The following is a 26,907-nucleotide window of genomic DNA, read 5'->3' on the forward strand; positions in this document are numbered from 1 at the left end:
AAAATCGACACTGCAAATCGATTTAATTCCTTTTTCTAAGTTCAACAAATAAATAACCGTTCCTCTTAGGGGAACGGCTCGTTATCTGAAGTGCCTTAGAATCAAGGAATTTCTTCCTGAAACTTAAGACTAGACCCACTCGTGGATGCGTTCTTACGGGCTAGGCTTATCATTTCAGGGGTCAATTGGAACCGCAGTTAACTCATCATTTGAGTACCCAGTAGTTTTCTCAAAGGGCCAACTATGCTTATTAACTCATGCTGCGACTGCAAATGCCCCAACAAGATATCGATTAAAATCCGCTTCGGCTGATCTTTCTCTACTTCCTCCTGAAGCAGCTGGACAGCTCCGTTCAATTCCTCTTTTCGCGTATTCTGCACCGTTAGTTCCTGTATGGCTGAGGTTAGGGAATCAAATAAATTTCTTTTTTGTTTGGCATCGGGGATCGATACTCCTTGCAATCCGCTTTGTACGTATTCGTTCATTACCAAGGACTGCATAAGTTCGGGACCTCCGTTTTTTATCACGCTTGCCGCAATATCGTCCATCCGGTCGACAATAAATACTGCGGCGTTTTCCAGGTTCAATGGTTGGTTCATCACGTTCGCGAAATGCGTTAATTCTTTCATGATTCCGAGATAGACGGCAATGACATCCCATATATGCCCTTCCAACTGCTGTCCATACGTCGAGATCAAGCACTCCTTATAATAATTCAACTGACGGGCTCTCAGTCGGGAGCAGAAGGGAATCAACTTCCCGCTTTCTTGCGTGGGAAGGTCCTTAAATTGTTCGAGGCTGAAATTCAATTCGGCAAAATACCGCAGTTGAAGCAAAGTGCCGTGGATAAGTCTGTCTCTTGGCGGTCGAGTTTGATCTGCTAGAATCGCCTCGGCTTTGTCATACATGTCCCGGAATCGTGTATCATAGACCTCGATCAGCAGCTCTTCTTTCGATGCGAAAAATTTGTACAACGATCCCTTAGCGACCCCGCAATCATTCGCAATATCCTGCATGGAAGTCGACATGTATCCTTTCTCTGAGAAAAACCGCATAGCGGACTCCATAATTTTCTGCTTTAGTAAACTCACCAATAAACCTCTTTTCAAAATGGTAATTAACGCTTCAACCTGGATCATATCACGGATTTCCCTCTTCGTCCGCCTTGAATGGAGCCGAAAGCCACGTACCGATTCGACGGGCAGCCATAAAACTGGACCAGGATAGGACATTGAGAAGATGTATGCCTTCTCGATGCACGGATTGAAATTCATGGATCAGTTCGTCGTCGATTTGATAGGGCGCAATGGCGGTCAGCAGTGCGAGTCGGGCTGCGGTTCTGGATCCTCCGGATAGCGATGATACCGCTTTCTCGGCCCATTGACGACTAATGCCAGGTTCTTCGCCTGTCCAAGCATCAATATGTTGCTTGACAACCGTGCGAGAATCTTCCGTCAATGATTGTTCCCCCGCCCGATTCACGGCATCGGCAAAAGCAGCGAGCGCAAAACGGATATACGGGTGATGTTCCGCCCACCAAAAGTCGTTTGGAAGCTCGGATTCGGTCGTAAACACCAGCGACGCTCCTTGATTTCTGCTTTTTCGGACGGAGGAAGCAAAAACGAGAGCCACTGCCCGCTGCAACAGCTTTTTCAAAAATGCGTTTCTGACAGGTATCGGCGATTGATTCGACAAAAGTACGTCGATCATTCGCGTAATATAATGGTTCGTTACAGCTGTCCCGATGATCTCAGGCGCTTCCAGATTGGTGAAGGGCGGATTCAGCAACAAGGACGAGCCGGGCGACCGTGTGGCTAACGCCCATTGCACGACCGATCTCATCTTCTCATCCGGGATCAGTTCCGCCTGATCGCTATTAATTCTTTGGACAACCTGATTGTTTCCGGTAGCCATAAGCATCATACTGTGCGCGTCCACGCAAAAGGGACACTGATTGGATTTGGCTACCGCGACAGCCACTGCCTCTTTGATGCTTCTCGGTACTTTGCCGACCATTTCCGTTTCTCTCATGGATGACCATAAACCCGCCAGCAACGAAGGCGAGAGGGAGTGGATGGTGAAAATATCCCCTACAAAGCCAAAGTCGTTCCGAATTTGTCCATACATTTCGTGCAGCATCCCATTGGCTGCAGAGACTGGGGGCGGTTGGATGTATTTTATCATTTCCCTTCCCTCCTTCTACGAATACAAATGCATGTACTAACGTCATTCGCGCTCGAAATGACCATGTGGTTCATTGTAAAACCAATCGGTCAAAAATGCAATGAAACAATTTGATCGAATGCTGTGGATGTCCCCTCACCCCCTAAAATTATTTTCAGGAAGGTATTGACAAAGCGCTCTTGCGTCACACATACTTGCCATGTGACCAATGAGTTCGCAAAAAAACTTATAAGTCATTCTGTGCAAAAAATAGGATGAAAGGAAGGTTAGAATACATGTCGTCCCAACAAGCAGTGCCGTCCGCTTCCGACTCGCCCTTCTCCATAAGATCGATCCTCGCGCCGCTAATAACCGTGATCATTGGAATGTTCATGGTCATTTTAGACAGCACGCTCGTGAACGTCGCTTTGCACGAATTGGAACAAGAATTGAGAAGCTCATTGTCCACCATTCAATGGACAGTTACCGGTTATACGCTCGCGCTGTCTGCCGTTATTCCGATCGCCGGCTGGATGATGGATAAGTTCGGAACCAAACGTATTTTCCTGTTCACGATCGCGTTGTTTACAATCGGATCGGCCCTTTGCGCAACGGCCCAATCGATCGAGCAACTCATTATTTACCGGATCATTCAAGGTCTCGGCGGCGGGATGGTCATACCGATCGGAATGGCGATCATATTCCGACTTGCGCCTCCTGAAAGACGTGGGGCTGTGATGGCCATGATTGGGATACCGATGCTCGTCGCTCCTGCGCTTGGTCCGGTCCTCTCCGGTTGGCTGATCGGATTTGCATCATGGCATTGGTTATTCTGGATTAACGTGCCGATTGGGGTCATTGGCGTGCTGATCGGAATCAAGCACTTGCCGATGTTCGAGCAGAATAAAGCACTTGCATTGGATATACCCGGCATGATTCTTGCCCCGGTCGCATTCACAATGTTAGCATTCAGCGTCAGCGAAGGCGGGAGAACAGGCTGGACGTCCAATCTGGCGTTATCCGGACTCCTTATCGGCGGAATAGCCCTTCTGCTCTTCATTTTCGTCGAGCTTCGCCACAAGCAGCCGTTGCTTGAACTGCGCGTGTTCCGATCTTCCGGTTTTACGCGCGGCATCCTGTTGATGTGGATTGCTCAAATTTGTTTATTCTCTGTGACGATTCTTGTTCCGCTCTTTTTGCAATCCGTTAAACATTTCACACCTTTGCAGACAGGCTTGACCGTTCTGCCACAGGCTATCGCCGCGATGATTTTCATGTCGATCGGAGGTACCTTGTACGATAAATTCGGTGCGCGTCCGCTCACGATATCCGGGTTTTCGATTGTAGCTGGTGCATTGTTTTTATTTTCGTTAATCGATCTGGATACCCCTATCATCATGGTCCTTGTGCCATTATTTATGATGGGGACAGGAATGGGACTAACGGTTATGACGTTGGAAACCTATGTGCTCAGTTCAGCCCCTCCTACTCTCGTCAACCGTGTCACACCACTGACAACGGCTACGCTGCAAGTAGCAACCTCGTTTGCGGTGGCGGGACTAACCGGTTTTCTCACATTCAGAACGGGGGAGCATGCAATGAATGCTGGACCGAACAATCATACGCTACAAGCGGCAATAGCAGCCTATGGAGATACCTTCCTGCTGTCGGCTGGTCTAGCCATTGTCGGGGTGGTAATCAGCATCATTCTTCGCAAACCCAAAGTAGAAGCCAAGGATGAATTATTAGCGGAGGGACACACGATATGAATATCGCATTATGGATCGTGCAAGGACTTTTAGCATTCATTTTTATTTTAGCAGGCTCGATGAAAGCATTTCAGTATGAAAGAGCTGAAGCTGCATTGCCTTGGGTAAAAGATACATCGAAAGGATTAGTCACGTTTATCGGAGTATCAGAACTGCTAGGCGGATTAGCTTTAATTATAGCTTATGCCATGGGAATTCTGCCTATATTGACGCCGATTGCCGCGGTCGCTCTTGCAATCGTCATGTTATTTGCTGCCTTATTTCACGTGAAGAGAAAAGAATACCAGGGTGCCGGGGTAAACGTCATTTTATTAGCGTTAGCTTTATTTGTTGCGATCGGACGCTTTTAAGCGAGCGTGAATATATAGTTCGTGTCGGATTCAAGCCGGAATGCAAGATAGAATCACTTCATGCGATATGAAATGAGAAGCATCGCGGCCCAAAGGAGCCGCGATGCTTCTCATTTCAATGCGATCCGCTGACTATTCGTAAATATGCGGGTTCTGACGGCGGCATTCTTCCATGACCCACAACTGCTGGCGAACCTGCTGCGGGGTAATCTCCAACTCGCCGCCGCACAGCGCGCGATGCAGCATCATGTACAAGCTCTCCGTCATGAACTCGAACGCCGTCCGGTCCTCGGGAACCGAGATCGCCCATTGACCGGTATGCCAGGTCAGCGACTCCTTGCAATACGCCGGCATCCCTTTGTTGTCAAACAGCGGTTCCGTCGTCAGCTTCTGATCCGGCGCTTCTTCGGGCTTGAAGTATTTCCATTCCAGCCGATCCGCCGTTCCGTGCAGCCCGCCGTTCGTCCCCTGCACTTTGAACTGCGCGTGCGGAAAGGCGTCGCAGGACGAAATCTCCAGATCGATCGTCGGCAGGCCGGGCTTTCTCAGAATCAGCTTCACGTAATCTTCGGCATCGCCGAACGTATTCGCCCGTTCCATGATGCAGGTCACATCGGGCAACTCATCGGTGCCGAGCAGTTGCAGCGCCTGATCCAGCGGATGCGGCCCCGTGTTCATCAGATTGCCGCCGTTATTGCTCTGCAGCGTCTGCCAGTCCCAGCGGCGGGCAAACCCGCTCATGGTCAGATCGATCTGCACGATGCGCCCGAGCACGCCGGATTCGATCACTTTCCGGATCTGAACGTAAGCAGGCTGATACCGCGAATTTTGGAAGATGGCCAGCTTCTTGCCCGAACGGTTCGCCGCTTCGATCAGGTCGTCCACTTCCCGGGTCGTCTTCGCCAGCGGTTTCTCGCACAGCACATGCAGTCCCCGATTCAATAACGCCAGCGTGATCGGATAATGCTGATGGCTCGGGGAAGCGTTGACGACCAGGTCAAGCTCCTCACCGTTCAACATGTCCTCCCAGGTAGCATAAGCCCTGCAGCCGTACTCCTTCTCCGCAAGCCGCTGCCGCTCCGGCATCGAATCCGCGACGGCCGCGATGGTGTAGTATTCCCCGAGCTTCGCGAGTAATTGGGCATGAATGTCGCGTCCGCTGCGGCCTTGGCCAATGATGCCTACCTTCAAATTTCGCACACGCACGTCCCCTTTCTTTCCAGTAATGTCAGTCATTTTCCAAACGTTTTCTTGTACTCCGTCGGCGTAATCCCGCATCGCTTCTTGAACGTCCGGATAAAATGGCTCAGATGGCGAAAGCCCACCAAGAATCCGATGCTCGTAATCGTGTGAGTGCCGCGGCGGATGAGCTCCATCGCTCTCTCGATTCGCACTTCGTTTACGAAATCGACGAAGTTCTGGCCGGTTTCCTTCTTGAATTGGTGGCTGAAATACGCCGGCGCCATATTCGCGATGTACACCGCCTGCTCGAGTGGAATATCTCCGCTGTAATTGTCGTAAATATAACGCTTTACCGCTTCGATCGGGCTGGTTCCCGCACCGGGTGCTTGACGGGCAGACGTTCGCTTTATCTTCCGGCTATGGCGGTCGATCAGAATGAGAAGCCTCGCCAAATTCAGCAGGATGGACGACCTGTAGCCGACCTCCCGATGCTCGTACTCCTCCTGCATATCCTGAAGAATAAGCTCCACGAAAGCCTGCTTCTCCTTGCTCAGGTGAATCCAGGACTGGTATTCGGGGGACAACGGCTCGTCAAGGTCGATCGGCTCCAGCAGTGGATGGAGAGTGTCCGTATAAGGCCGCAGGTACTCCCTCACCATAGACGGCATGAAGTCGATTACCGCTACTTCAAAATCCGTTCCTTCAATCGCGCGCAAGCTATGCTCCGTATGTTGGGCGATGATGAACAAATCGCCCCGGCTCACCTTCAGCAGCTTGCCTCGCATTTGATGGTGACACACGCCGCGCAGAACATAAACGAACTGAATGTAATTGTGAACGTGCATCGGTTGGTTCAACTGTTGGCTGGAGTAGCGCAAAATGGCGAACGGAAACGACGGATCCTGTTGGGCTTCGCTGTAAAACTCGGGAAATGGGTTCATGATCGGCCGCCGGCGAGCTGCCGGACATATTGAAAATCATGCTTCAGACGTTCGAACCCGGATTCCGGCGTATGGCATTCCAACGTCACCCAGTTCTCGTATCCGGTCTCCCGCAACGCCTGAAACAACGGTCCGTGATCCGCCTCGCCCTCGCCCAACAGACAGGGCACGAACGTCCCGACCCCCTTGCGGGTTCTGTTCGTGAAAGCGCCCGGCGCGCTGGCGTCCGAGGTTCTGCGTTCGTCCTTGACATGCACGTGCTTCAAATGCTTGCCCAGCTTCTTCACCGATTCGGAGCCGTAATCGGTACCCGTAATGAACATGTTGCCGGCATCGTGAATGAAGCCGATCCGCTCGCTGTTCACGAGCTTGATAAGCTTTAGCGCATCGTCCGCCGTCTCGACGAGGGATTCGTTATGCAGCTCCACCAGCACATCCACGTGATGGGCCTCCGCTTCTTCGGCGCAACGATCCAGCCAATAGGCGATCTTCGAATAATGATAATCGTGCGCGAGGAATGCGTTCGGCCCTCCCGTCAATACCCGCATCATGGAAGCGCCCAGTTGGCCGGCCGCCTCCAGCAGCCGCCGGAAGTCGTCGAAAGTCGCCGAGGCTTCCTGATCGCTGATCGATGAGAATCTGCCCGTATAGGTGGCCAGGACAGGGATGGCAAGCTGCAGCTCTTCGGACAATGTGCGCAATTCCTTGAGTCGGGTTTTGCTCGTCGTTGGCGACAAATGATGTTCGCGGGCGGCGATCTCGATTCCGTCGAGGCCCAATTGCTTCGTGAGCCGCATCGCCTCTTGCATGCTGTGATCGATTAACACGCCGCTGAACGCTGCGAATTTCAATGGTAGGACTCCTTCCCGAATACAAGGGTACCGGCTTTGTAAACTCGTTCCATCTCGATGTCATGCCGTTCCCTGCGAAATAGGACGAGATCGGCAGGGGCTCCCGGGGCAAGTCCGGCTGAGCTCGGCAGCTTCATGAAGCCGGCCGGCCGGACCGAGGCCATGTCCCAAGCTTCCTCCAGGGAAGCGAGTCCGCGTTCCGCCAGCCGTTCGACCCCCCGCAGCTGCATCTGCGCCGAGCCTGCAAGAAGGTTCTCATCTGCCGCCAGATGCAGCTTGCCTGCCTTCGTCAATACGACTTCTCCGCCGATTGGCGACGTATAGGCGCCCGGCGGCATTCCGCTAAGCGCAACGGCGTCGCTGACCAGCATCGCGCGGGGCCCCTTCATGCGCATCACCACCTTCAGCACGGCATCCGGCAGATGGAAGCCGTCCGCAATGACGCAGCTCCACAATTCATCCTGCGCGAGCTGCTCCCACAGGTAGTTGGGATGCCTGGGCAGCATCAGATGCGCTCCGTTGCCCAGATGCGTAGACATGCGGGCCCCCGCCCGGACCGCCTCGCGGATTTGCTCCGGCGAAGCGGACGTATGGCCGATCGATACCGTCACGCCGCTGTCCGCGCACTTGGAGATAAAATCCGCGCTGCCGGGCCACTCGGGAGACAGCGTGAGGATCCGAATGCGGCCTTCCGCCGCCTCCTGCCAGCGGCAGAACAGCGTCCAGTCCGGCGGTCTGATGCATGATCTGGGATGGGCTCCGCGGGCGCCGTCCTCCGGGGACAGGAACGGACCTTCCAGGTGGATGCCGGCTATTGCCCGGTCCGACGCCGGATCTCTCCGGCAAGCTTGCGCGATCGAGGCTAGCGCTTCCGTTAGATGGGACTCGGTCTGCGTAATAACGGTCGGGAAGTAAGTCGTTACGCCATCCGCCCACAACCCACGGGTCACGTCGGCAACGAGGTCTTCCGAATAAGGCAATTGATTGAAGTCGTTTCCGCGATAGCCGTTAATTTGCAAATCGACCAATCCGGGCGCAGCAACGCAAAGTCCGCTCCTATCCGCGTTGCCGGTACCGGGGCGGTTTGTCTCTTCGACCTGCCGAATGATGCCGTCCGCGATCCGAATGTCGACCGGCTTGCCTGTTGCATAATGCAGCGCTGTCAATTGCAGCATGCTACGGTTCCCCAAAAGCATCGCGATCCACGTACAGCGTGCAATCCGGATGGGTGCGCAGAATGGTCGAAGGACATGCGGCGCCAATCGGATCTTGGAGCGTTGCGGTTACCGCCTGCCGTTTCGAGGGTCCCGGCACGACGCAGAACAGATGAGACGCCGATAGCAGCGTCGGAATCGTCAGCGTGATCGCATGCGTCGGCACCTCCTGCAGCCGGGCGAAGCAGCCGTCGTTCACCTGCTGTCTGCGGCAGACTTCGTCCAGTTCGACGACTTTGACGGATGCCGGATCGCGGAAGTCGGCAACCGGCGGGTCGTTAAACGCCAAATGCCCGTTCTCCCCGATGCCGAGGCATACGATATCGATCGGGGCTTCCCGCAGCAGGCCGCCGTATCGGTCGCACTCCCTCCGACGATCGTTTGAAGGATCGATCGTATGCACGTCGCGGAAATTCACCCGATCGAACAGTCGCTCGCGAAGGAATCGGCTGAACGATTGCGGCGCGTCGGCCGGCAGACCGATGTATTCGTCCATATGAAAAGCTGTAACCCGCGACCAATCGATGGTCCAGTCTCGGACCAGTTGGTCAAGCAGTTCGTTCTGCGAAGGCGCTGCGGCGAATATCATGCGGACATGCGCTTGTTGTCCCAGCAAATCTTGGATACGGGCCGCCACGGCCCGCCCCGCCGCTTGGCCAAGCGCCTCGCGGTTCTCGTAAATCTCGATCTGAAGTCGATCGACTGTTAATTTCCGAATGGCGGAACCATCCGTCATCGGTTCATCTCCCTTCGATTCAATTCAACTGGTTCAACCCAGCCTTACCTCTGTCCCGCCGGCGGAGCTCTCGTAGATCGCTTCGACCAGCCGGACCGCCTTAAGGCCGTCTTCTCCGGTGACCAGCGGCTCCGTCCCGGTATCGATGGCGGTGATCATATCGATGATCTGGCTCTGATGGAAGTCGCAAACGATGCTGCGGGGATCGGATACGCCTCCGTATGCAGGCTCCTGGTCCCACTTCGGCTCCTGCACGCCGGGAACCTCCCAATGGACGATGGACGAGCCTTCCAGCTTGATCGTACCTTTGTCCCCGTACAGATACAAAGAAGCGGGAAAGCCCGGACGAATGCTGGTGGAGGCGGTTATCGTGCCGAAGGCTCCGCTCTTGAATCGGACAATCGCGAGGCCCAAGTCCTCCGCCTCCATCCGATGCGTCTGCGTCGCCGTCTTCCCGAACACGGTATCGATCTCGCCGGCGAACCACAGCAGCAGATCGAGACTGTGAATGCCCTGGTTCATCAGTACCCCGCCGTCTTCGGCAAGCGTTCCGCGCCATTCGGCGGAATCGTAATAGTCTTGCGATCGATAGAAGGGCAAGGATACTTCCGCAAGCAGCAGCTTGCCGAGCGCGCCTTCCTCAAGCACCCGCTTGACCGCTTGGTGCTGAGCCTCGAAGCGCCGCTGCGAGACGACGGACAGCGCCACTCCCCGCTCCCTGGCCGTCCTTACAAGCGTCGCCGCATCCCGGCTGTTCATCGCCATCGGCTTCTCCAGCAGCAGGTGCTTTCCCGCTTCCAGCACATCCATCCCGATTCGGAAATGGCTGCCGCTTGAAGTCGTCACGCATACGATTTCCACTTCGGGGCTGAGGAGCAGCGTTTGATAATCGGTCGTCCATGCGCAGCTTTCCCGTTCCGCAACCCCTTTCGCTTTTGCCTCGTTGCGGCTGGATACATAAGCGAGCCGTGCGTCTTCGATGCCGCGCAAGGCGGCGATATGGAAATCGGCAACCGAACCGCATCCGATGATGCCGAACTTTTTGATCGTCATTCCTTGTCTCACACCTCTCTTAGCAGCGCGCGCAGCGCATCGAGCGACATGCGCGTTCCCGTCGCCCGACTGCCGCCCTCCGGCCGGAAGTGCGTCTCGATCGTGAAGAGGCCTTCATAACCGTCCTCCGCCAGTGCCCTGAGCTGGGCTATGACCGGCACATTACCTGATCCGAGCGGCACGCACCTGGGGTTGCCTTCCGCATTTAGATAAGCATCCTTCAAATGGACGTGCGACATCAGCTCTTTCATGTAGTTATAGCCGGCCGGGAACGATTCGCGACCGCCGTAAGCCTCGTTCCCGGGATCCCATAATCCTCGCAGCGCAGGGGAATCGACGGCACGAACGATAGCGGCGACTTCTTCCGAAAATCCGCCGTTGCAAGAAGGTTCGTTCTCCAGCAGAAGCTGGACGCCGACCCGCTGCGCGATCCGGGCCGCCTCTTTCAGATGGCGTACGATTTCTTCCCGATAGGTCAGCGGCTCCGCTTCGCGCCAGAACGAGAAAATGCGGATGCGTGTCGTTCCCAGCAGCTTCGTCAAATGAATGACGCGATCCAGCTTGGCAAAATGCTCCTCGACCGTCTCTTCGGTTTGCCCGAACGTATCCCCCGCTGCGACACGCCTGCCCGGATCGAGCGCGCATTTGAACAATGGCGAGGCGACTGTTGATACAAACAGCCCCCGGGCTTCGACTCGACGCCGGATGTCCATCGCTTGTTCGTCGCTCAGCGCCGTGACGTTTAACCCATCGACGACGCGGAGCTCCACGTGCTTTAAGCCCTGCTCCTTCGTCCAATCCAGCGCTTCATCGAGGCGCTCGGACACTTCGTCGGTCAGAACGCCCAATCTGTCCAATACGGAATTTGCGCTTGCCATTTTGATCCCCTCCCTTCTGTTGCCCCCATTATAGCAATTCCCGGTAGGGTATCGTTGACGCTTCTTTCGAACTGCTTTAACATTTTTTTCGTTATCGGTAAGTTTATTTAGTTGACGTCCAGTTTGATATTTTGTATGCGCCGATAGGCTTCTCGATACGTCGCGAGCAGCTTGTCAACGCCGAGGTTGTTCATTTCCTTTACGTATTGATCCCATTCGTCCAAGCTTCTCGATCCCGTCACGAATTTGGCGAAGCTTTCGTCCCGATGCTTTTTGATCGCCTGACCGGTCAGCGCAACCACTTCGGTCTCTTGCTCCGAAAAGGCCGGACGCGGCTGCATCGCCGGCGGATCGTATTTGGTCGCTTCCTTGAACGCATATTTGAGGTTGTCGGAGGACAGCGACAGATCGGAATCGAAATCGATCCACGTATACGTGCCGCTTGTCTTCAGGCCGGTTGCCTTGCGCAGCTCAATGATGTCCGTGTAGTTCGTCTTGAACTTGAGCGTACCGCCATCCTTTTCGTACGTCTCGCCTTCCTTCCCCCAGCTGACAAGCGTGCGGCCTTCCTCTGAATAGAAGAAATCCATATACTTCATGATGTCGTTAATATGTTTGGAAGTGGAAGCCACCGTCAATCCGCTTATGAGATAGTGGAGATACGGATTATGCTGCTTGCCGCCCGGAATGCCGGCCGGAGGGGCCATGAACTGCATGTTGAACGCCGGATTCTCCTTCTGCATGGCGTTGTTGTAGAAGTCGATTCGGCTGATGTAATCGATCGTAATGAACGATTTTCCGGTGGACAGCATGTCCTGCCATTGTTTCGTCTGGAGCGAGAGGAAATCCGGCGGAATGAGACCGTCGTCATACAACTTTTTCCATGCCGCGACCATCGCCTTGTAATGATCTTCAGTCGGGCCGAAGCGCCATTCCTCCTTGTCGAAATCGTAATACCCATCTTCCCCCGTTTCGAAATCCACGGTCATATTCGCAAGCATCTCGTCCGGAATTTCGCCGAAGCGGATGGTTAGCGGATAGGTGCCGGGATATTTGGCTTTCAGCGTTTTCAGCGTCTCGTACAACTCATCGAAAGTCGAGGGGGCTTTAAGCCCTTCTTTGTCGAAGACGTCTTTCCGATACATCCAAATCGTCCGGTTGGTCTCGCCGAAGCCCTGATTCGGGAACATGTACATCTTGCCGTCCGAGGACAAGGCGGCCCGCGCTTCTTCCGGATATTTCTCCATCCACGACTTCAGATTCGGCATATCGTCGATGTATTCCAAAATATCCACAAGCGCACCCTGCTGACCGAACTTGTTGGACTCCTCGCGATTGGGCATGTACATCAAGTCGGGCATCTCTTTGGAAGCGACGGCCAGATTCAAAGATTCCCCCAGATTGCCGGACGGGGTTTGAACTTCGAGCGTGACGCCCGTTTTCTCCTTGATCCATTTCCAGATCGGCCAATCCTTCGAGTACGGAAAGGTCGGGTTGTTGTCGAGCAGCGCCGTAAACTTCAAGCTCGGCAGCCCGGACGTTTCTCCGCCTCCCGCGGAGGAAGCCTTAGGGCTTGCTCCGGCAGAAGCGCCGTCTTTGGAAGCGTTTCCGCTGCAGGCGGAAAGCATCGTTGCCGTCATGGCGGCGAGCAACAGCAGAACAGCGTGCTTTTTCAGAACGTTCAACAAAATCGATCAGCTCCTCTTTGTTCGTTTGTACAGCAACGTCGTTTGTTTACGTCTTCACGCAAACCGTATGCAGGCCGGACGCAGCTCGGCCCGATCGGGCTCAGCCCTTGACTGCCCCGATCATGGCCCCCTTGACAAAGTACTTCTGCACGAAAGGATACACGATCAGAATCGGAAGTGTAGACACCATGATCGTGGCGTACTTCAATGATTCTTCGACGATAAGGTTATCACCTCCGATCCGGGTCACGTCGCCCGAGCTCGCGGTGCCGGCGAGAATGAGATTGCGCAGCAGAACCTGCAGCGGGAACAAATCCGGCGAACGCAAGTACAATAGCGGAAGCTGAAAGTTATTCCACATGCTCACCGCGTAGAAGAGGGCGATAGTGGCGAAGGAGGCCTTCGAAAGCGGTACCATGATTCGAAAGAAGATACCGATGTCGTTCAGCCCGTCCAAGCGGCCGGACTCCTCCAGCTCCTTCGGGATGCCGGCGAAGAAAGTACGCATCAGAATCAGATTCCAGGTGCTGACCGCGCCGGGAAGCGCCATTCCCCAGATCGTGTCCACCAACTCCAGCGACCGGACGACCAGATACGTGGGGATCATTCCCCCGCCGAAAAACATCGTAAAAACGATAAGCATCGTAAGCGATTTTCGAAACGCCATTTGGCTCCGCGAGAGCGCGTAAGCCCCCATCGAAGTGACCGCAAGCGAAATGGCGGTTCCCAGCGCGGTATATAAGATCGTATTTCGAAATGCCGTCCAGATTTTAGGGTCCCCGAGAACAAGATTATACATGTTGACATTGAACCCTTTCGGCCAAACGGTGATCTCGTTCTTGATCACATAAACGTCTCCGCTGAGTGAGACGGCAATCATATGCACGAACGGATACAGCGTCGCTACCACAACGATCGTCAGGATGACGGCACTGACAACCGGGAATAGTCCCAGCTTCGGTGATTTGATCATCGAACGGCTCCTTTCACCATAGGCTGGTTTCGCTGACGCGCCGACTGATCCAGTTGGCACCGTAAATGAAGATTAAGCTGATGATGCCCATGAAGAGATCGATCGCCGATCCGTAACTGAAGTTGCCCTGCAACAACCCGATCCGGTAGACGTAAGTGCTGATAATATCCGCCGTATCGTAGATGGCCGGGTTTTGCATCAAGTACACTTTCTCGAATCCGATCTCCAGCACTTGGCCGATATTGAGAATTAGCGTAATGACGATGGCGGAGGAAATGCCGGGAAGCGTAACGTGCCAAATTTTGCGAAGTCTGCTGGCTCCGTCGATGCTGGCCGCTTCGTAAAGCTGGGGGTCGACGGCGGTCAACGCCGCCAAGTAAATGATCGTTTCCCAGCCGATATGCTGCCAGATTTCCGAGAGCACGTAGATTCCCCGAAACATCTCCGGTTTGTTCATAAAATGGATCGGCTCGAAGCCGAGCCCCGATAGAATGTTGTTAACAAGCCCTCCTGTCGGAGACAGAAACATAATGACCATGCTGGCGACGATGACGTTGGAAATAAAGTGAGGAAGGTAACTGACCGTTTGCACGAACCGCTTGAACGCCGCCTTTCTCAGCTCATTGAGCAGCAACGCCAATATAATCGGAGCAGGGAATCCGAATATGAGCCTATAAAGACCGAGCAGGAACGTGTTTCTCATCAGCGGCCAAAAATCCGGATTGTTTAGAAACAACCGGTAATACTTGAGGCCCACCCAATCGCTGTTCCAAACCCCCTTGAACAGGTTATAGTTTTTGAACGTAATCACCAACCCGAACATGGGGGCATAACGAAACACGAGATAATAGATCAGGCAAGGTAAAAAAAGCAGCCACAGGTATTTGTTGTTTTGCCAGAGCCGCTTGAACCGGTGCGCCTTCGGCGCGGATATCGGCTTCCCCTTCCCGATCGGGCGAGGAGTCGCACTTGCTTGTGCCATTCGCATGTCCCCTTGAAGTCATTTGAAAGTCAGGATGCAGATCGCGGTGCCTTTGATCGTTGTACCCGCATTATAGCCGGCCTAGTCAGGGGAAATATATCTCCACGTGTTCCATTCGATCGTCACTTTTGCGGAAAGCAAAGGAAATGAATACGAAAATGGAAAAGTGCATATTGTTCGCGTCGGATTCAAACCGGTATGATACGATTATCGAAATGTAAAACGGGGACCGCGAGGCTGTATACCGGGGGGAAACGTTGAATGAATAGACGGGCCGGACTCAAGCTTGCTTTCAATACATTGTTTGTGAAGTTGATGGTCAGTTTCTTGTGCGTCATTATCTTGCTTGTTTCCTGCAATCTGTTCGCCTATATCTATTTAAGCCAAAAGCTATACAACGAAATCGTCCGCTACAACGAGCTGGGGATGAAGCAGACGGTCGAGAGCTACGAGAATCAATTCCGGATGACGCAGACGATGTTGATCTCCCTTATGCGATCTGACAGATGGAACGTCAAACTCGAAATTCTGAATCGCGTGAAAGAGAACAAGCGCTATGACATCATTCCCGAAGTCAAAGAGGACTTGAGCGCACTGTACTCGAATCCGTTTCTTCATTTAAACAACTTCATCCTCGTCTTCCGGAAGGCCGGCTACGTATTGGAAAAGGACGGGACCAGCAGCATCGAAGACATGTTCGACAAGTATTACTCCAGCAATGTTTACCCGCCTCATTACTGGATCGAGGCATCCATCGGCCACTCCTTTATGCAAGTATTGCCGGTTGCCGAATTTTACGAGAAAACGATGGGTCAGGCTCGTCCGATGGGACCCTTGATGCCGATTCTGTTCAAAGCGGCGCCCTATGGGGACGTATACGGCCTCCTGCTGGTGAATCCGCAGCAGCTGTATTCCGCCTTTGGCCGATCGGGGGATTCGTCGTTCTACATGATGGATCAGAATGGGAACATTCTGTTCGCGTCCGCGCCATCCAAAGAAATGCGGGTGCCCGCTTCTCTCCAGGAAGAAACGTTTCATGAACGGAACGGTAATTTTTATTATTTCTATAAAAAAGGAGCAGACACCGGCTTCACTTATGTACGCGTCGTCCCCATTGCCAGCATCTCTTCCGAAATGATGAAGCTAAACGTGCTGCTGGTTTCGTTGCTATCTGCCGCTGTCGTGGTCGGCGTCGTCACTTCGGTTCTGTTCAGCCTGAGGCTCAACAATCCACTGCGCCGAATCATTGAGATGCTGGAGCGCAATTCCGCCTCGACGCTGCCGACAAGCAGCATCCGAGAGTACGCCATTCTGAGCGACCGGATGAGCCGCATCCTGCAAATGAACGAGCTCATTCGAACGGATCTCGATCGAAAGAACACGCTCGTGCAGCAGTTCGCTTATACCAACAAGGTGAAGAACATTCCGATGAACCCGAATCTCGCCGATAGGGAAGAACTCGTTCAATCTGACAGACCCTATGTCGCCGTCCTTTATGAAATCGCCTTCAAAAATCCCGAACGGGAATACGAGGCAGAAATGCTGCTGCTCCGCAAACTCATTCACAATCTGATCTCTTCCAGAGACGGAGTTACGCTGCAAATCGAGCAGAACCGTTTCATGTCGTTCATTTTCGATCCGGGCTCTCGAAGCGAAATTTTGCATACGCTCGATACGCTGAAGCAGCTGCTGCGCGCCGACGACTATCTTTACCTGACGATTGCCGCCAGTCCTGTTTATACGGCAAAAACTTCGTTTACCGAGGCTTACGGGCAATTGTCCTCTATGCTCAAGGAGCGAAGACTAAACGGAGATACGCAAATCATCACGGGACCTGGGGCTTCGCTGCCGAATTCGTACCGTTTGAAGCTGACGACTGGAGAGGATCTGCTCACGCTTCTTCTGACCGGCAACGAGAATGCCGTATTCGAGTGGATCGACCGGCATCTCGAATTATTAAAGCGCAAGGATGCGGCCGTCGGAGAGTTTCAGGCATTTGCCCGGGGGGCTGCGGATCAAGTGGAGAAAACATTCGCGAAGCTGAACATGCTTGCGTTGACGGAAAAGCTGCTCCCCTCTTCCTTCGATGCCCTGAGCCGCTTTTATTCCGTGAAGCAGTACCAGGACTGGTTCCGGGAGCTGATCCGCCCCGCCCTTGCCGCCATTGCGGAGAAAAACGAAACGAAGGATCCGATCGCCTCCTTTGTCCTCGAGTACATGGAAGCCCATTTCTGCGAGGATATGAATCTCGATTCCATCGCCGACAAATTAAATCTGACGCCCGGTTATCTGTCAGGCTATTTTAAGGAAAAAACAGGAATCAACTTTAGCGATCATCTGAACGAGCTGAGAATCCATCGGGCCAAGGAACTGCTCATGAATTTGGAGCTGCGCATTCAGGATGTGGCCAGTTACGTCGGCTATCAGAACGTCAACTCCTTCATCCGCATGTTCAAGCGTTGCTCAGGCGTCACTCCGGGCGAGTATCGCAAGCGTTTGCCGGCTTCAGCAAGGGGGTCAAGCGCAACCAATCTACTAACCTAAAGCGCCCATAACCGCAACGAAGGCAGCCGAACTTTTTGGCCCGGCTGCCTTCCTGCCTAGGAACCTCTGTCTTTGCCTGGGGTCCCCCCTTCGACTTCCTTTCGGTACTCTTCCCCCGTGTCGACCACCCTCGTCATCCGTTCCAGCCGGTAATACTCGACCTCTCCGGACTGCTCGCATAAGGCGATGAGGTAGACCCCGCTCGCTTGGGAATACGTGCGAAAAGGATGCACCACCACTTCATACTCCTCTTCCTCGTCCACGTATGCGATGCGGAGCTTATGGCTCTGACGGATGGCTTTGTCCACCTCATGCTTCCGGTCGGCAAGCGCGGGATCCGCATGGAATACCGGCAATTTGGTCATGTTCTCCGGTTGATACGGTACGAATCGTTTCAGCGTCTGTACGACGCGGTCGAGGCCTTCGACGTATCCTATGGATTCCGCGGCTTCCTCGTATTTGTAGATGAGGAAGCTTAAGATCCGAAGATCGGTCTCGGACAGAAAAACGGACGGCAAAATGTAGGCTTCATTCGAGTATTCATACCCACGCTCTTTGGCATTGTAGCTCATCGGGGTGAGTAAGGAGTTCTGCATATATTCGATATCCCGACCGGCCTGTCGGACCGAGATCTCGAACCGTTCCGACAGCGATCGGGCATTCGGATAACGGTGGCTGCGAATTTGTTCGTCAAACCAAAGAATGCGATGCATGTTGCTCATGGAGAGTCACCACCAACCCGGCGTCTTGAAATCATAAGGCGTAATCTTGGGAGTGCGGCGTACCGCCTCTTGAATGACTTGTTCCGCATCCTCGGCATGAACGAGCCTGTCGAAGGTCTCGTTGTGATGGAAGGCGGGAATGTAGTTGGGGTACTGGTACGCGCCGTCTCGACCGTATTGCAGTTCGTTGTAGAAAATGGCATACATGGCGTCCGCCTTGTGGCCGCTTTGCTCCGCCGTCTTCCGATTTGCCGCCAGGTTCAGAACGGTCCACAGCTTGTCGACGTCTTCCCCCGGAAGAGCCAGCTTGCGGAGAAAAGCCCAGGCAAGTTCGCGATTGCGGCAAGTCGTAGAGATGCCATACCCATACACTTGGAAGATGTTTGATTTAGGCTGCTTCTTGCCGCCAGGGAAACCCACGACTCCGAACTTTTCCTTCTGTTCTTTAGACATGGGTTTGATCGCCCAGTTGGCATCCAGATACATAGACATTTTCTCATGAATGAAGCAAGCGATCCAGGAATCCTGCCCCACCTCCATCCTCGGCGACACGTCCTCGTCGATCAGGGACAAGTATTGCCGGAACCCTTCGATGGTCGAAGGATGGTTTAAATACCCTTCCAGTTCGACGCCGTCTTCCGATAGGAAAGATCCACCGCAATTCCAGACAACCGGTTCGACGTAGAGCATATATCCGAAGCTCGTAAAGGCACCGTGCCGGATCACGTTTCCACCCTCATCCCGTACCGTCAACTTCCTCGCCGTATCCATGAAGTCCTCCCACGTCCATCCGTCTTGCGGATACGGCAACCCCGCTTCGTCAAAATGCCGCTTGTTGTAGAAGACCCCGAGCGTCTCGGTCATGACCGGCAGCGCCCCGATCCGTCCGTTCGATTCGACGGACTGGGCGATGCGGGGAAAATAGTCGCGCATGTCGACCTTGTCTCGTTGGATAAACTCCCGCAGATCGGACAAGATCCCGGCGTCCAAGCATTGCCCCATGTTGGTGCCTTCCCATTCCACAATGTCCGGGCCTTCCCCGCTCGTGATTCTGCGAATCAACTCCGCTTTATTCGGTACGAGTTCCAGTACCACAGATACGTCCGGGTTCATCTTGCGGAATTGCTTGACCGCTTCCTGAATGACCGCCATCCGTTGATCGTCATGCGTACTGATGGTAAGCTTCATTCCTATCGCCTCCTGAAGGTGTCTTGCCATTCCAGTATAGGATAGGTCCCCTGACATATCGTGTCCGACCGGAAAAATTAGCGAGTGAAAATGACGGACACAAGCCGTTTGGCCGCATGGTCTACAATAATCACGCATAAGGCAATGAAGTAGTAACCAAATATATTTGATTTAAGGAAGATCTTCATATGTTTCTTCATAGGGGTTGCGGAAGGAATTCTACATGATTCAATATGAGGTATTGAATATATAATAAAATACTTATATAATGATCCCGACTAAGGATCTGGATGTTCTGAAGGGAGCGAACACAATGGTTACTACCACGATTTCCATTGATGAAATGGCGGAAACCTTAAAATTGCTCGCCCACCCCATGAGGCTGACCATAATGGCGTTGTTAAAGGAAAAGGAAATGTGCGTATGCGATATCGTAGATATCCTTGAGACGACACAGCCAAATGCCAGTCAGCATCTGAAAAAACTAAAAGGCGGGGGCTTGATCAATGAGACTCGGCGCAGTCAATGGATTTTTTATTCTTTAAGCGTGGAAGATAAGCCTTATTTAAAAGAAATCATCGAACAACTCCCTTCCATGCGGGGGAAAATACAGTCACTTCATTGTAATGATTGCTGTTAACTAGGAGGCAGTTATGCTCGCGGTCGCTTCGCTCATCTTTATAGTTACGCTTGTATTTGTCATTTGGCAGCCCAAGGGACTTAACATTGGGTGGTCCGCATGCGGCGGAGCAATCATTGCTTTAATCTGTGGTGTGGTGAATTTTAACGACGTTTGGGATGTCACCCAGATCGTGTGGAACGCGACGCTCGCATTCGTCGCTGTTATTCTGATCTCTCTGATTTTGGACGAAATCGGATTTTTCGAATGGGCGGCGCTGCATATGGCGCGGTTTGCAAAAGGGAATGGCAATCTAATGTTCGTATATGTCATTCTGCTCGGAGCTGCGGTTGCCGCGTTCTTCGCGAATGATGGAGCAGCCTTGATTCTAACGCCAATCGTATTGGCAATGGTCCGTGCTCTGAAGTTCGATGAACGCATGATTCTTCCGTTTATTATGGCGAGTGGATTCATCTCGGACACAGCCTCCCTGCCTTTGGTCGTTAGTAACCTGGTCAACATCGTTTCGTCGGACTTTTTCGGCGTCGGGTTCGTGGAATATGCGAGCCGCATGATCATCCCTACCCTCTTCTCAATCGCTGCAAGCTTGCTGGTGCTCATCATGTTCTTCAAACGAAGTATTCCTAAGCAGATCAACTTAAGTCAGCTCAAAACGCCTAGAGCGGCCATCAAGGATATGCGGTTGTTTAAGATCGCTTGGTTCGTATTAGGCGTATTATTCGCCGCATATCTGTTAAGCGAGTTCATCCATGTTCCGGTTTCCATTATTGCCGGCGTTGCTGCCCTTGCGTTTCTTTTGCTGGCCCGTCAAAGCAGTGAGATTCACACCTGGAAGCTTGTTAAAGGGGCTCCTTGGGCGGTCGTGACCTTCTCCATTGGGATGTACGTTGTCGTTTACGGACTACGGAATGTGGGCCTTACAAACGAACTGGGAGCGGTGTATAAGTGGCTTGGAGAGCAAGGTTTGTTCGTGGCTACGATAGGTTCCGGTTTTGTCGCTGCGATCCTCTCCTCCATCATGAACAACATGCCGACGGTTATGATCAACGCGCTGGCGATCGACGGGACCAACCCCACCGGCGTCATCCGCGAAGCGCTGATCTATGCCAACGTCATCGGGTCGGATCTGGGACCGAAGATTACACCAATCGGTTCGCTCGCTACGCTGCTTTGGCTGCATGTCTTATCCAGCAAAGGCGTAAAGATCACCTGGGGTGCTTATTTCAAAACGGGTATCGTTCTTACGGTCCCTGTCTTGTTCATTACGCTCGCGGGATTGTTTTTATGGCTTAAAGTCGTCGGTTAAAACGATATTTCAAAGGAGCTAACTATCATGGAAAACAAACCACTCGTCTATTTCTTGTGCACCGGCAACTCTTGCCGCAGTCAAATCGCGGATGGATTCTTAAAAGCACTAGGCGGAGAGAAGTACGAAGTCAAAAGCGCTGGACTCGAGGCGCATGGCTTGAATCCGCGTGCCGTTCAAGTGATGAAAGAAGTCGGCGTTGATATAAGCCACAACTCTTCGGATGTGATTGATCCCGAAACCTTGAATCGTGCTGCGTACGTCATTACATTGTGCGGTCATGCAGATGAACACTGCCCGGTCATCATGAATCCGAACGTCATCAAATGGCATTGGGGCTTTGGGGATCCGGCCAAGGCATCGGGCACTGAAGAGGAAATAATGGAGCAATTTCGTGCAGTTCGCGACGCCATTAAGGTACGGATCGAGCAGTTCGTTTATAAGGGGAAATAACAATGGCCGTGATAAATAAATCCGTTGGGCTTATTCCCTTACCTGAGCGCATTGTTGCGTTTTGAGGTGAAATGAGGAGAGAAAATTGAGTTTCAGAGAGCAATTAGAAAAGAATCAAGTATGGCTTTATGCATGCGTACTCCCTTTTGCTGCTGGTATAGGTTTGTTATGGCCCAATGCCACCGCAAATTTAGATCCCTTTATTTCGTTCGTACTTGCCATTCTCATGTATGGGATGTTTGCACAAATACCGTTTTTTCGCTTAAGAGAAGCACGATCCAACCGAAAGTTTATTTATGCGCTTCTCATTGTGAATTACATAGCCGTCCCGATTATCGTTTGGGGGCTAACGCGCTTTCTTCCAGCCGATCCGGCCTTATTATTAGGTGTTTTTCTGGTTTTGCTTACGCCGTGCATTGATTACGTCATTGTCTTTACACATCTGGGCCGTGGTGATGCAAAACTCGTCTTAATTTCAACTCCATTACTCTTTGTTACCCAGATGCTTTTACTACCGTTTTATTTATGGGCTTTTATGGGGAAGCAAGCAGCAGAAATCATGAGTGTCAAACCGTTTCTTGAAGCATTTATTGAACTCATTGTGCTTCCGCTGCTACTTGCTCTACTAACTCAATTGTGGGCGAAACGGCAACCACTCGGCACGCGTATCCTTGATACCACTTCCTGGCTTCCAGTACCTTTTATGGCATTAACTCTTTTTGTGATCGTTGCATCACAAATTTCTAAACTGTATACCTCATTTGAATTCATTAGCCGTGTGATCCCGATTTATGCAGCGTATATGGTAATTGCACCGGTTGTTGCACGCATCGTTTCCCGTCTTTTCCGTTTAGAAATCGGAGCTGGGCGAGCCTTAATCTTCAGCGCTGGTACACGCAACTCTCTTGCCGTTCTCCCTTTTGCGTTGGCTTTACCTGAACCGATAAACGGATTAGTGTCAGCTGTTATTGTAACGCAAACAGTCATTGAACTGATTGGGGAACTAATTTATATTCGTTTGGTACCGAATGTATTAATGAAAGAAACCTGATTTGTTCAGTTCAACAACCCGCACAGCATTCCTTGCTTTCCAATGCTGCAGGATTTTGATACTCACCCCGGACATTAATGCTCGATACTCCGAATGAATGAAGTGACATCGCAACCCCCGACTATGGCACATTATGTAAGGGCCATGTTAACCGCATACAACCCCTGAGCAAGTTCGAATATGATGTTCCAATAAATTCCCCGAAAGGAGGCGACTTGTCCACTGAACATGAAAATAAAGAAAATGATCCGTGGCAAAAGGATCGTCGGTGTAGGTGCCAGGAGAGTGGTTTATGATCTTGGGAATGGCTATGTTCTAAAAAAATCGAAATCAAGATATGGGGTTAAAAGTAATAAAAGAGAAGTGATGATGTTCAAATTTGCGCATCCGAGGATCAAAAAACATCTAGGTCGGATTCAGAAATATGACAAAAGGTATAGTTGGTTGAAAATGAAATATTATACTTACCATTTCAAGAAAACAAAAAAAATATGCGGAAACTCTATCAAATGAAATCAAAATTCAGAAGATTCGGGGTTATCCCGTACGAAGTTACAAGAAACAATGGAATACCCAACTATGGGAATATACGTAAGAAGCGCAGTCGAATTGTTGTCATTGACTACGGGAATTTTAGATGGCGCTAAGTAACCCACGAATCCTGCGAATTCATAATCCCTCGACAAACCCGGCCAGATCGGCCGGGTTCGCGTTTATTTCAATAGGTTGGTTATTTCATGAAGATGATCGGCAAAGCCGACAAATACCTTTTCTCCGATCACTAATGTGGGAACGACTTGTTTTCCCGTCAAGTTCCAAACCTCTTCTGCATACTTCACATCTTCTTCACAGTTGAAATCCGTGAAGGGGATCTGATGTTCTTTGAAATAGCGTTTGGCAAAGTTGCAGTCGCTGCAGGATGGGATCGTATAAATTTTAACCTGTTCCTTCATGTTAAGTACGCTCCTTTGCTCACTCAGACTCCTTAACCTGCGATTTGCTGCAGCTGTTCAAGCGAAACCCGCTCCACGAATTTGCTAAACTTTTCTTTGCCATTCGCATGTTCTTTATAGTAATCGATAATGGCGGTAATGGCAGGAACGAGTCGGTCTTCCGTAACTCCGGATACAAGCAACTGGGCAAAGGCTGTTTTAAGCCCTTTCGGTTCCCCGCCGACATAGATATCAAACCGCTCGCGCATTTTGACAACGCCGATATCCTTAATTAACGGTTCGCTGGTGCCTAGCGCGCATCCCGCGTAACCAATCTTCAGCGGTGTAGGCGTTTCAATGCCGGCGATTGCTTGGTTTAACGATTTTGCCGTTTCGAGTCCCGCTATGTCTGCCCCTTTACAAAAATTGCAAGCAATCAGACTCTTGGTCGCGAAACCCGCCGGATACACTTCCAGACCGTTACGCTCAAGTTCATCTTTGATGGCCTCTAGCTCTTCTGCGGAAACGGCTGCGTAGAGTTGTTTGAATGAGGTCATTTCGATTTTGGCATCGGCACCAACAACGGATCCGATTTTCACTAGCTGATCCGGCGTGAATAAGCTGCCGCCAAGTTGAATCGAGGGGCTTATGGCTATTTTTAATGTTTCCCCCATGGGTATCCTCCTCAAATTGAATAAACGTACTTTGGCCGGAGAAGTAGCGAATCTACATGGCGACGGTTCCGCTTTGCTCTTCTGGTTTTGGCGAACGGATAAACAGGAGAGCTAAAATTGCTCCTGCAAGGGCAACGATTCCGGACCAGAAAAAGGCTTTATGGAAACCGGCATTTAATGCGATTAAGGAGTCGACACCGATTTGGGTTGCCGTCACTCGCGAAGCGATCGCCACCATGATGGCCAGACTAATGGCCGATCCGATCTGATAGCTCGTATTGGCAAGTCCGGAAGCCAGCCCCGCCTCTTCCGGTTTGGCCCCTGACATGGCTGCCATCGTTGCCGGGATATAGGCAAGCGCCATTCCCAAGGCCCCTAATAAGGATGCCGGGAGTACATGGCTAACGAAGGTTCCATTAACAGGCGTATTTCCGGAGAAGATGAGCATCGATGCCCCAAGCGCAAAGAGTCCCATGACCAAATTCGCTTTCATACCAAATTTGCCAATTAATTTTCCCGTTATGAACATCATAAAGACGGCAATGAGAATGGTCATGGGAAGCAAGGCGACACCACCCGCGAACGCGGAAAATTTCAGGACTTGCTGCATGTAAAGATTGAGGAAATACCAAAGCGGTATCCAGCCTCCGGATAGCAGCATAAGCGCGATATTGCCGGCTGCCAGATTGTGGGCTTTAAAAATTCGAAGCGGGACAAGCGGTTCTTTTTTAACGGTTTGAATGATAAGGAAAAGGATGAAAAGAGCCGCACCCAATATGATTGTCCCTAAAGTGGATGCCGATCCCCACCCATTGTGTTCCGCCGTTACAATGCCGTAGACAACCAGGACCAAAGCTGTTGTAACGAAAATAGCCCCCACGACGTCGATGCTCCCTTTTCTGCGTATTCCTTTCGACAATAATGCGGGAGCCAGGAGGAGTGCCAATCCTCCGACGGGCACATTGATTAAAAACGTCCATTTCCAACTCAGCCACTCGGTAATCACGCCGCCGAGAAACACGCCGGCTGATCCTCCGGCTGCAGCGGAAGCTCCCCAGAAACCCAAAGCCTTGCCCAATTCCTTCGGGTTTCCGCTAAACAACATCATGACGATCGTTAGTGCCGACGGCGCGATCAAGGCGGAACCGAAACCCTGCAATGCGCGGCCTATATTCAGTGCCATATCACTCCAAGCCAGACCTGCAAGCAAGGAAGCTAAAGTCAGGATGGCAAACCCCCACATGAAGATGCTGCGTTGACCGAATATATCGGACAATCTTCCACCGAGCAGCAGCAGTCCGCCAAAGAAAATGACATAAGCATTAAATACCCACTGCAAATTTTCCTGCGTATAGCCAAGCGCTTCTTTAATGGCCGGCAAGGCGACCCCGATAATCGAGGTATCCATAATCACCATAAAATTGGCAAGACACAGCAGCGCCAAGGCTCGCCAACGTCTTGGATCGGTTTGTGGTAAAGCCCGAGAATGAGCAGACATGTTAAATCCTCCACCTTATCAAAGTTCTCCGTAGGATTTCACCAGGTGTTATATGCTCGTGACGGCCGTCATTAAACGAGCTTGCTAAGAAGTCAATGATTTCCGGAGCGTGCCTTGATTATAGTATAGCCCCCCACCCTATTGTCAAGTTGTTTATTCCCATGGACACTCGTTAAAGTTAGGGTCCATAGGCACGTATCGAAATAGATACAAAAAAGCGACGCCAGGTTCCGACGTCACTTTGATGCCCGTTCGTTTGAAGTGATTCGATTTAGGAGCTCGCATCGGTCGTAGGCTTCTTTCGGCTACGAAGCTTATACAACCACTGTGTGATTGTCCCAAGCGAATATACCATGATGAGCAGCAGCACAAGCCACCCGATGAACGGAATGTTCGCGAATGCCGTAAGTAGCGACGCTCCGATAACCAATCTAACCCACTCATTAGGAGTCCACTTCTCCTGTAACAGGCCTCCGATCTGATAACTCAAGGAAGTAATCCCCATGACGAAGGCGGCAAACAAGATCAAAATAACAATTAGCAGCAGCGGGATACCGATTAGCGTCACAATGCACAGTAAGCCGAACGCAATCAGGGTTGTGCCGCTCAGAGCTCCCAAATACAACTGTTTGCGCCAGGACGATTCCGGCTGTCGCTTCACCCACCCTGCAGCTTTGCGCCATCCGATTAAGCGAACCAGGACCGGTATTACAATCAGCAAAAGACTGCCTGCAAGTTGAACTGACCATAATCCGGCAACCAATCCGCCTCCGATGAGAAGGCTATTCTGCGTTGCGGTATCGAACGTAATATTATATATATTGTCACCGATTCGCGCGCCCTCATCCTGCGTAATCCGCCCGCCAATCACGACAATGGCTCCGTCAACCTGCGCGGCTGCGCCAAGGTGTAAGTTCCCGTTCATGACAACAACAGCCCCTGTTGCATGACCAAGAATATCGGCATCTCCCCCGACAACATATACGTCGTCAACCGTTTGTTCCGCGGGGACTACCGTCTGCGAATGTTCAAACAAGCTGCGAGCGGATACGTCTTGAGGCAAAAGAAGCAGCATGGCTGCGGCAAGCAATCCAATAAGTAAATCGTATTTTTTCATGT

General features: G+C 51.9%; 25 protein-coding genes. 7 read left to right on the forward strand and 18 right to left on the reverse strand.

The genetic code is table 11. The features are described from left to right. Positions 1–197: 197 nt before the first annotated feature. Positions 198–1,139 (reverse strand): TetR/AcrR family transcriptional regulator, encoded by a 942-nt coding sequence (locus tag LKX83_RS11010; RefSeq protein ID WP_227882235.1) that lies wholly within the window; start codon positions 1,137–1,139, stop codon positions 198–200. A gap of 1 nt (position 1,140) precedes the next feature. Further along, the gene (locus LKX83_RS11015; RefSeq protein WP_227882239.1) at positions 1,141–2,184 is read right to left on the reverse strand and encodes a carboxymuconolactone decarboxylase family protein; all 1,044 of its coding nucleotides are present in this window, start codon (positions 2,182–2,184) and stop codon (positions 1,141–1,143) included. 275 nt (positions 2,185–2,459) lie between these two features. Here LKX83_RS11015 and LKX83_RS11020 point away from each other — a divergent pair, with 275 nt between their 5' ends. Then, positions 2,460–3,932: an MDR family MFS transporter gene (locus LKX83_RS11020; RefSeq protein ID WP_227882241.1), complete on the forward strand. Its 1,473-nt coding sequence runs from the start codon at positions 2,460–2,462 to the stop codon at positions 3,930–3,932. Continuing rightward, positions 3,929–4,282, forward strand: a complete 354-nt coding sequence (locus LKX83_RS11025) for a DoxX family protein (RefSeq protein ID WP_227882244.1) — start codon at positions 3,929–3,931, stop codon at positions 4,280–4,282. Before LKX83_RS11020 ends, LKX83_RS11025 begins: the two co-directional genes overlap by 4 nt. A 132-nt stretch (positions 4,283–4,414) precedes the next feature. Here the strand turns inward: LKX83_RS11025 and LKX83_RS11030 are convergent, their stop codons facing one another. From LKX83_RS11030 to LKX83_RS11075, 10 genes are all read right to left on the reverse strand, one after another. Continuing rightward, a complete protein-coding gene (locus LKX83_RS11030; RefSeq protein WP_227882245.1) occupies positions 4,415–5,482 on the reverse strand; it encodes a Gfo/Idh/MocA family protein in 1,068 nt (355 codons plus the stop codon). Positions 5,483–5,514: 32 nt separating this feature from the next. Continuing rightward, complete coding sequence (locus LKX83_RS11035) at positions 5,515–6,405, reverse strand: AraC family transcriptional regulator (protein ID WP_227882247.1); 891 nt, start codon at positions 6,403–6,405, stop codon at positions 5,515–5,517. Then, entirely contained in the window at positions 6,402–7,256 is an 855-nt protein-coding gene (locus tag LKX83_RS11040) for a sugar phosphate isomerase/epimerase family protein (RefSeq protein WP_227882249.1), read from the reverse strand. The genes LKX83_RS11035 and LKX83_RS11040 overlap by 4 nt, the downstream gene beginning before the upstream one ends. Then, a complete protein-coding gene (locus LKX83_RS11045) occupies positions 7,253–8,431 on the reverse strand; it encodes an N-acetylglucosamine-6-phosphate deacetylase (protein ID WP_227882251.1) in 1,179 nt (392 codons plus the stop codon). The genes LKX83_RS11040 and LKX83_RS11045 overlap by 4 nt, the downstream gene beginning before the upstream one ends. Before the next feature lies 1 nt (position 8,432). Continuing rightward, positions 8,433–9,206, reverse strand: coding sequence for a glucosamine-6-phosphate deaminase (locus LKX83_RS11050; RefSeq protein WP_227882252.1), 774 nt, complete (start codon positions 9,204–9,206; stop codon positions 8,433–8,435). 33 nt (positions 9,207–9,239) lie between these two features. After that, positions 9,240–10,259: a Gfo/Idh/MocA family protein gene (locus LKX83_RS11055; protein WP_227882253.1), complete on the reverse strand. Its 1,020-nt coding sequence runs from the start codon at positions 10,257–10,259 to the stop codon at positions 9,240–9,242. Positions 10,260–10,267: 8 nt separating this feature from the next. Further along, positions 10,268–11,137 (reverse strand): sugar phosphate isomerase/epimerase family protein, encoded by an 870-nt coding sequence (locus LKX83_RS11060; RefSeq protein WP_227882254.1) that lies wholly within the window; start codon positions 11,135–11,137, stop codon positions 10,268–10,270. A 107-nt stretch (positions 11,138–11,244) separates the two neighbouring features. Further along, a complete protein-coding gene (locus LKX83_RS11065; protein WP_227882257.1) occupies positions 11,245–12,822 on the reverse strand; it encodes an extracellular solute-binding protein in 1,578 nt (525 codons plus the stop codon). 103 nt (positions 12,823–12,925) lie between these two features. Beyond that, positions 12,926–13,798, reverse strand: coding sequence for a carbohydrate ABC transporter permease (locus LKX83_RS11070; protein WP_227882258.1), 873 nt, complete (start codon positions 13,796–13,798; stop codon positions 12,926–12,928). 13 nt (positions 13,799–13,811) lie between these two features. Beyond that, positions 13,812–14,780 carry an ABC transporter permease gene (locus LKX83_RS11075; RefSeq protein ID WP_227882260.1) on the reverse strand — a complete coding sequence of 323 codons (969 nt, stop codon included), beginning with the start codon at positions 14,778–14,780 and terminating at the stop codon, positions 13,812–13,814. 261 nt (positions 14,781–15,041) lie between these two features. Here LKX83_RS11075 and LKX83_RS11080 point away from each other — a divergent pair, with 261 nt between their 5' ends. Beyond that, a complete protein-coding gene (locus tag LKX83_RS11080) occupies positions 15,042–17,324 on the forward strand; it encodes a helix-turn-helix domain-containing protein (RefSeq protein WP_227882262.1) in 2,283 nt (760 codons plus the stop codon). Positions 17,325–17,380: 56 nt separating this feature from the next. On the opposite strand, the gene LKX83_RS11085 is transcribed toward LKX83_RS11080, so the two are convergent. After that, a complete protein-coding gene (locus LKX83_RS11085; protein WP_227882264.1) occupies positions 17,381–18,046 on the reverse strand; it encodes a helix-turn-helix transcriptional regulator in 666 nt (221 codons plus the stop codon). A gap of 6 nt (positions 18,047–18,052) precedes the next feature. After that, a complete protein-coding gene (locus LKX83_RS11090) occupies positions 18,053–19,234 on the reverse strand; it encodes an ABC transporter substrate-binding protein (protein WP_227882266.1) in 1,182 nt (393 codons plus the stop codon). A gap of 313 nt (positions 19,235–19,547) precedes the next feature. Between LKX83_RS11090 and LKX83_RS11095 the strand changes: the two genes are divergently transcribed. From LKX83_RS11095 to LKX83_RS11110, 4 genes are all read left to right on the forward strand, one after another. After that, positions 19,548–19,874 carry an ArsR/SmtB family transcription factor gene (locus LKX83_RS11095; RefSeq protein WP_227882268.1) on the forward strand — a complete coding sequence of 109 codons (327 nt, stop codon included), beginning with the start codon at positions 19,548–19,550 and terminating at the stop codon, positions 19,872–19,874. A gap of 13 nt (positions 19,875–19,887) precedes the next feature. Further along, positions 19,888–21,180 carry an arsenic transporter gene (locus LKX83_RS11100; RefSeq protein ID WP_227882269.1) on the forward strand — a complete coding sequence of 431 codons (1,293 nt, stop codon included), beginning with the start codon at positions 19,888–19,890 and terminating at the stop codon, positions 21,178–21,180. A 27-nt stretch (positions 21,181–21,207) separates the two neighbouring features. Beyond that, on the forward strand, positions 21,208–21,633 hold the full coding sequence (gene arsC / locus LKX83_RS11105; RefSeq protein WP_227882272.1) for an arsenate reductase (thioredoxin): 426 nt from the start codon (positions 21,208–21,210) through the stop codon (positions 21,631–21,633). Positions 21,634–21,718: 85 nt separating this feature from the next. Beyond that, positions 21,719–22,684 carry an arsenic resistance protein gene (locus tag LKX83_RS11110; protein ID WP_227882273.1) on the forward strand — a complete coding sequence of 322 codons (966 nt, stop codon included), beginning with the start codon at positions 21,719–21,721 and terminating at the stop codon, positions 22,682–22,684. Between the two features lie 713 nt (positions 22,685–23,397). Here the strand turns inward: LKX83_RS11110 and LKX83_RS11115 are convergent. The 4 genes from LKX83_RS11115 to LKX83_RS11130 form a co-directional block, all read right to left on the reverse strand. Beyond that, positions 23,398–23,637: a glutaredoxin family protein gene (locus LKX83_RS11115; protein ID WP_227882275.1), complete on the reverse strand. Its 240-nt coding sequence runs from the start codon at positions 23,635–23,637 to the stop codon at positions 23,398–23,400. A 32-nt stretch (positions 23,638–23,669) separates the two neighbouring features. Further along, positions 23,670–24,290 (reverse strand): NAD(P)/FAD-dependent oxidoreductase, encoded by a 621-nt coding sequence (locus tag LKX83_RS11120; protein ID WP_227882276.1) that lies wholly within the window; start codon positions 24,288–24,290, stop codon positions 23,670–23,672. Positions 24,291–24,342: 52 nt separating this feature from the next. Further along, the gene (locus LKX83_RS11125; protein WP_227882277.1) at positions 24,343–25,788 is read right to left on the reverse strand and encodes an MFS transporter; all 1,446 of its coding nucleotides are present in this window, start codon (positions 25,786–25,788) and stop codon (positions 24,343–24,345) included. A gap of 271 nt (positions 25,789–26,059) precedes the next feature. Continuing rightward, complete coding sequence (locus tag LKX83_RS11130) at positions 26,060–26,905, reverse strand: hypothetical protein (protein WP_227882278.1); 846 nt, start codon at positions 26,903–26,905, stop codon at positions 26,060–26,062. Between the last annotated feature and the right edge of the window lie 2 nt (positions 26,906–26,907).

The sequence above is a fragment of the Cohnella baijiui genome (genome assembly GCF_020731285.1).
Lineage (GTDB): Bacteria > Bacillota > Bacilli > Paenibacillales > Paenibacillaceae > Cohnella.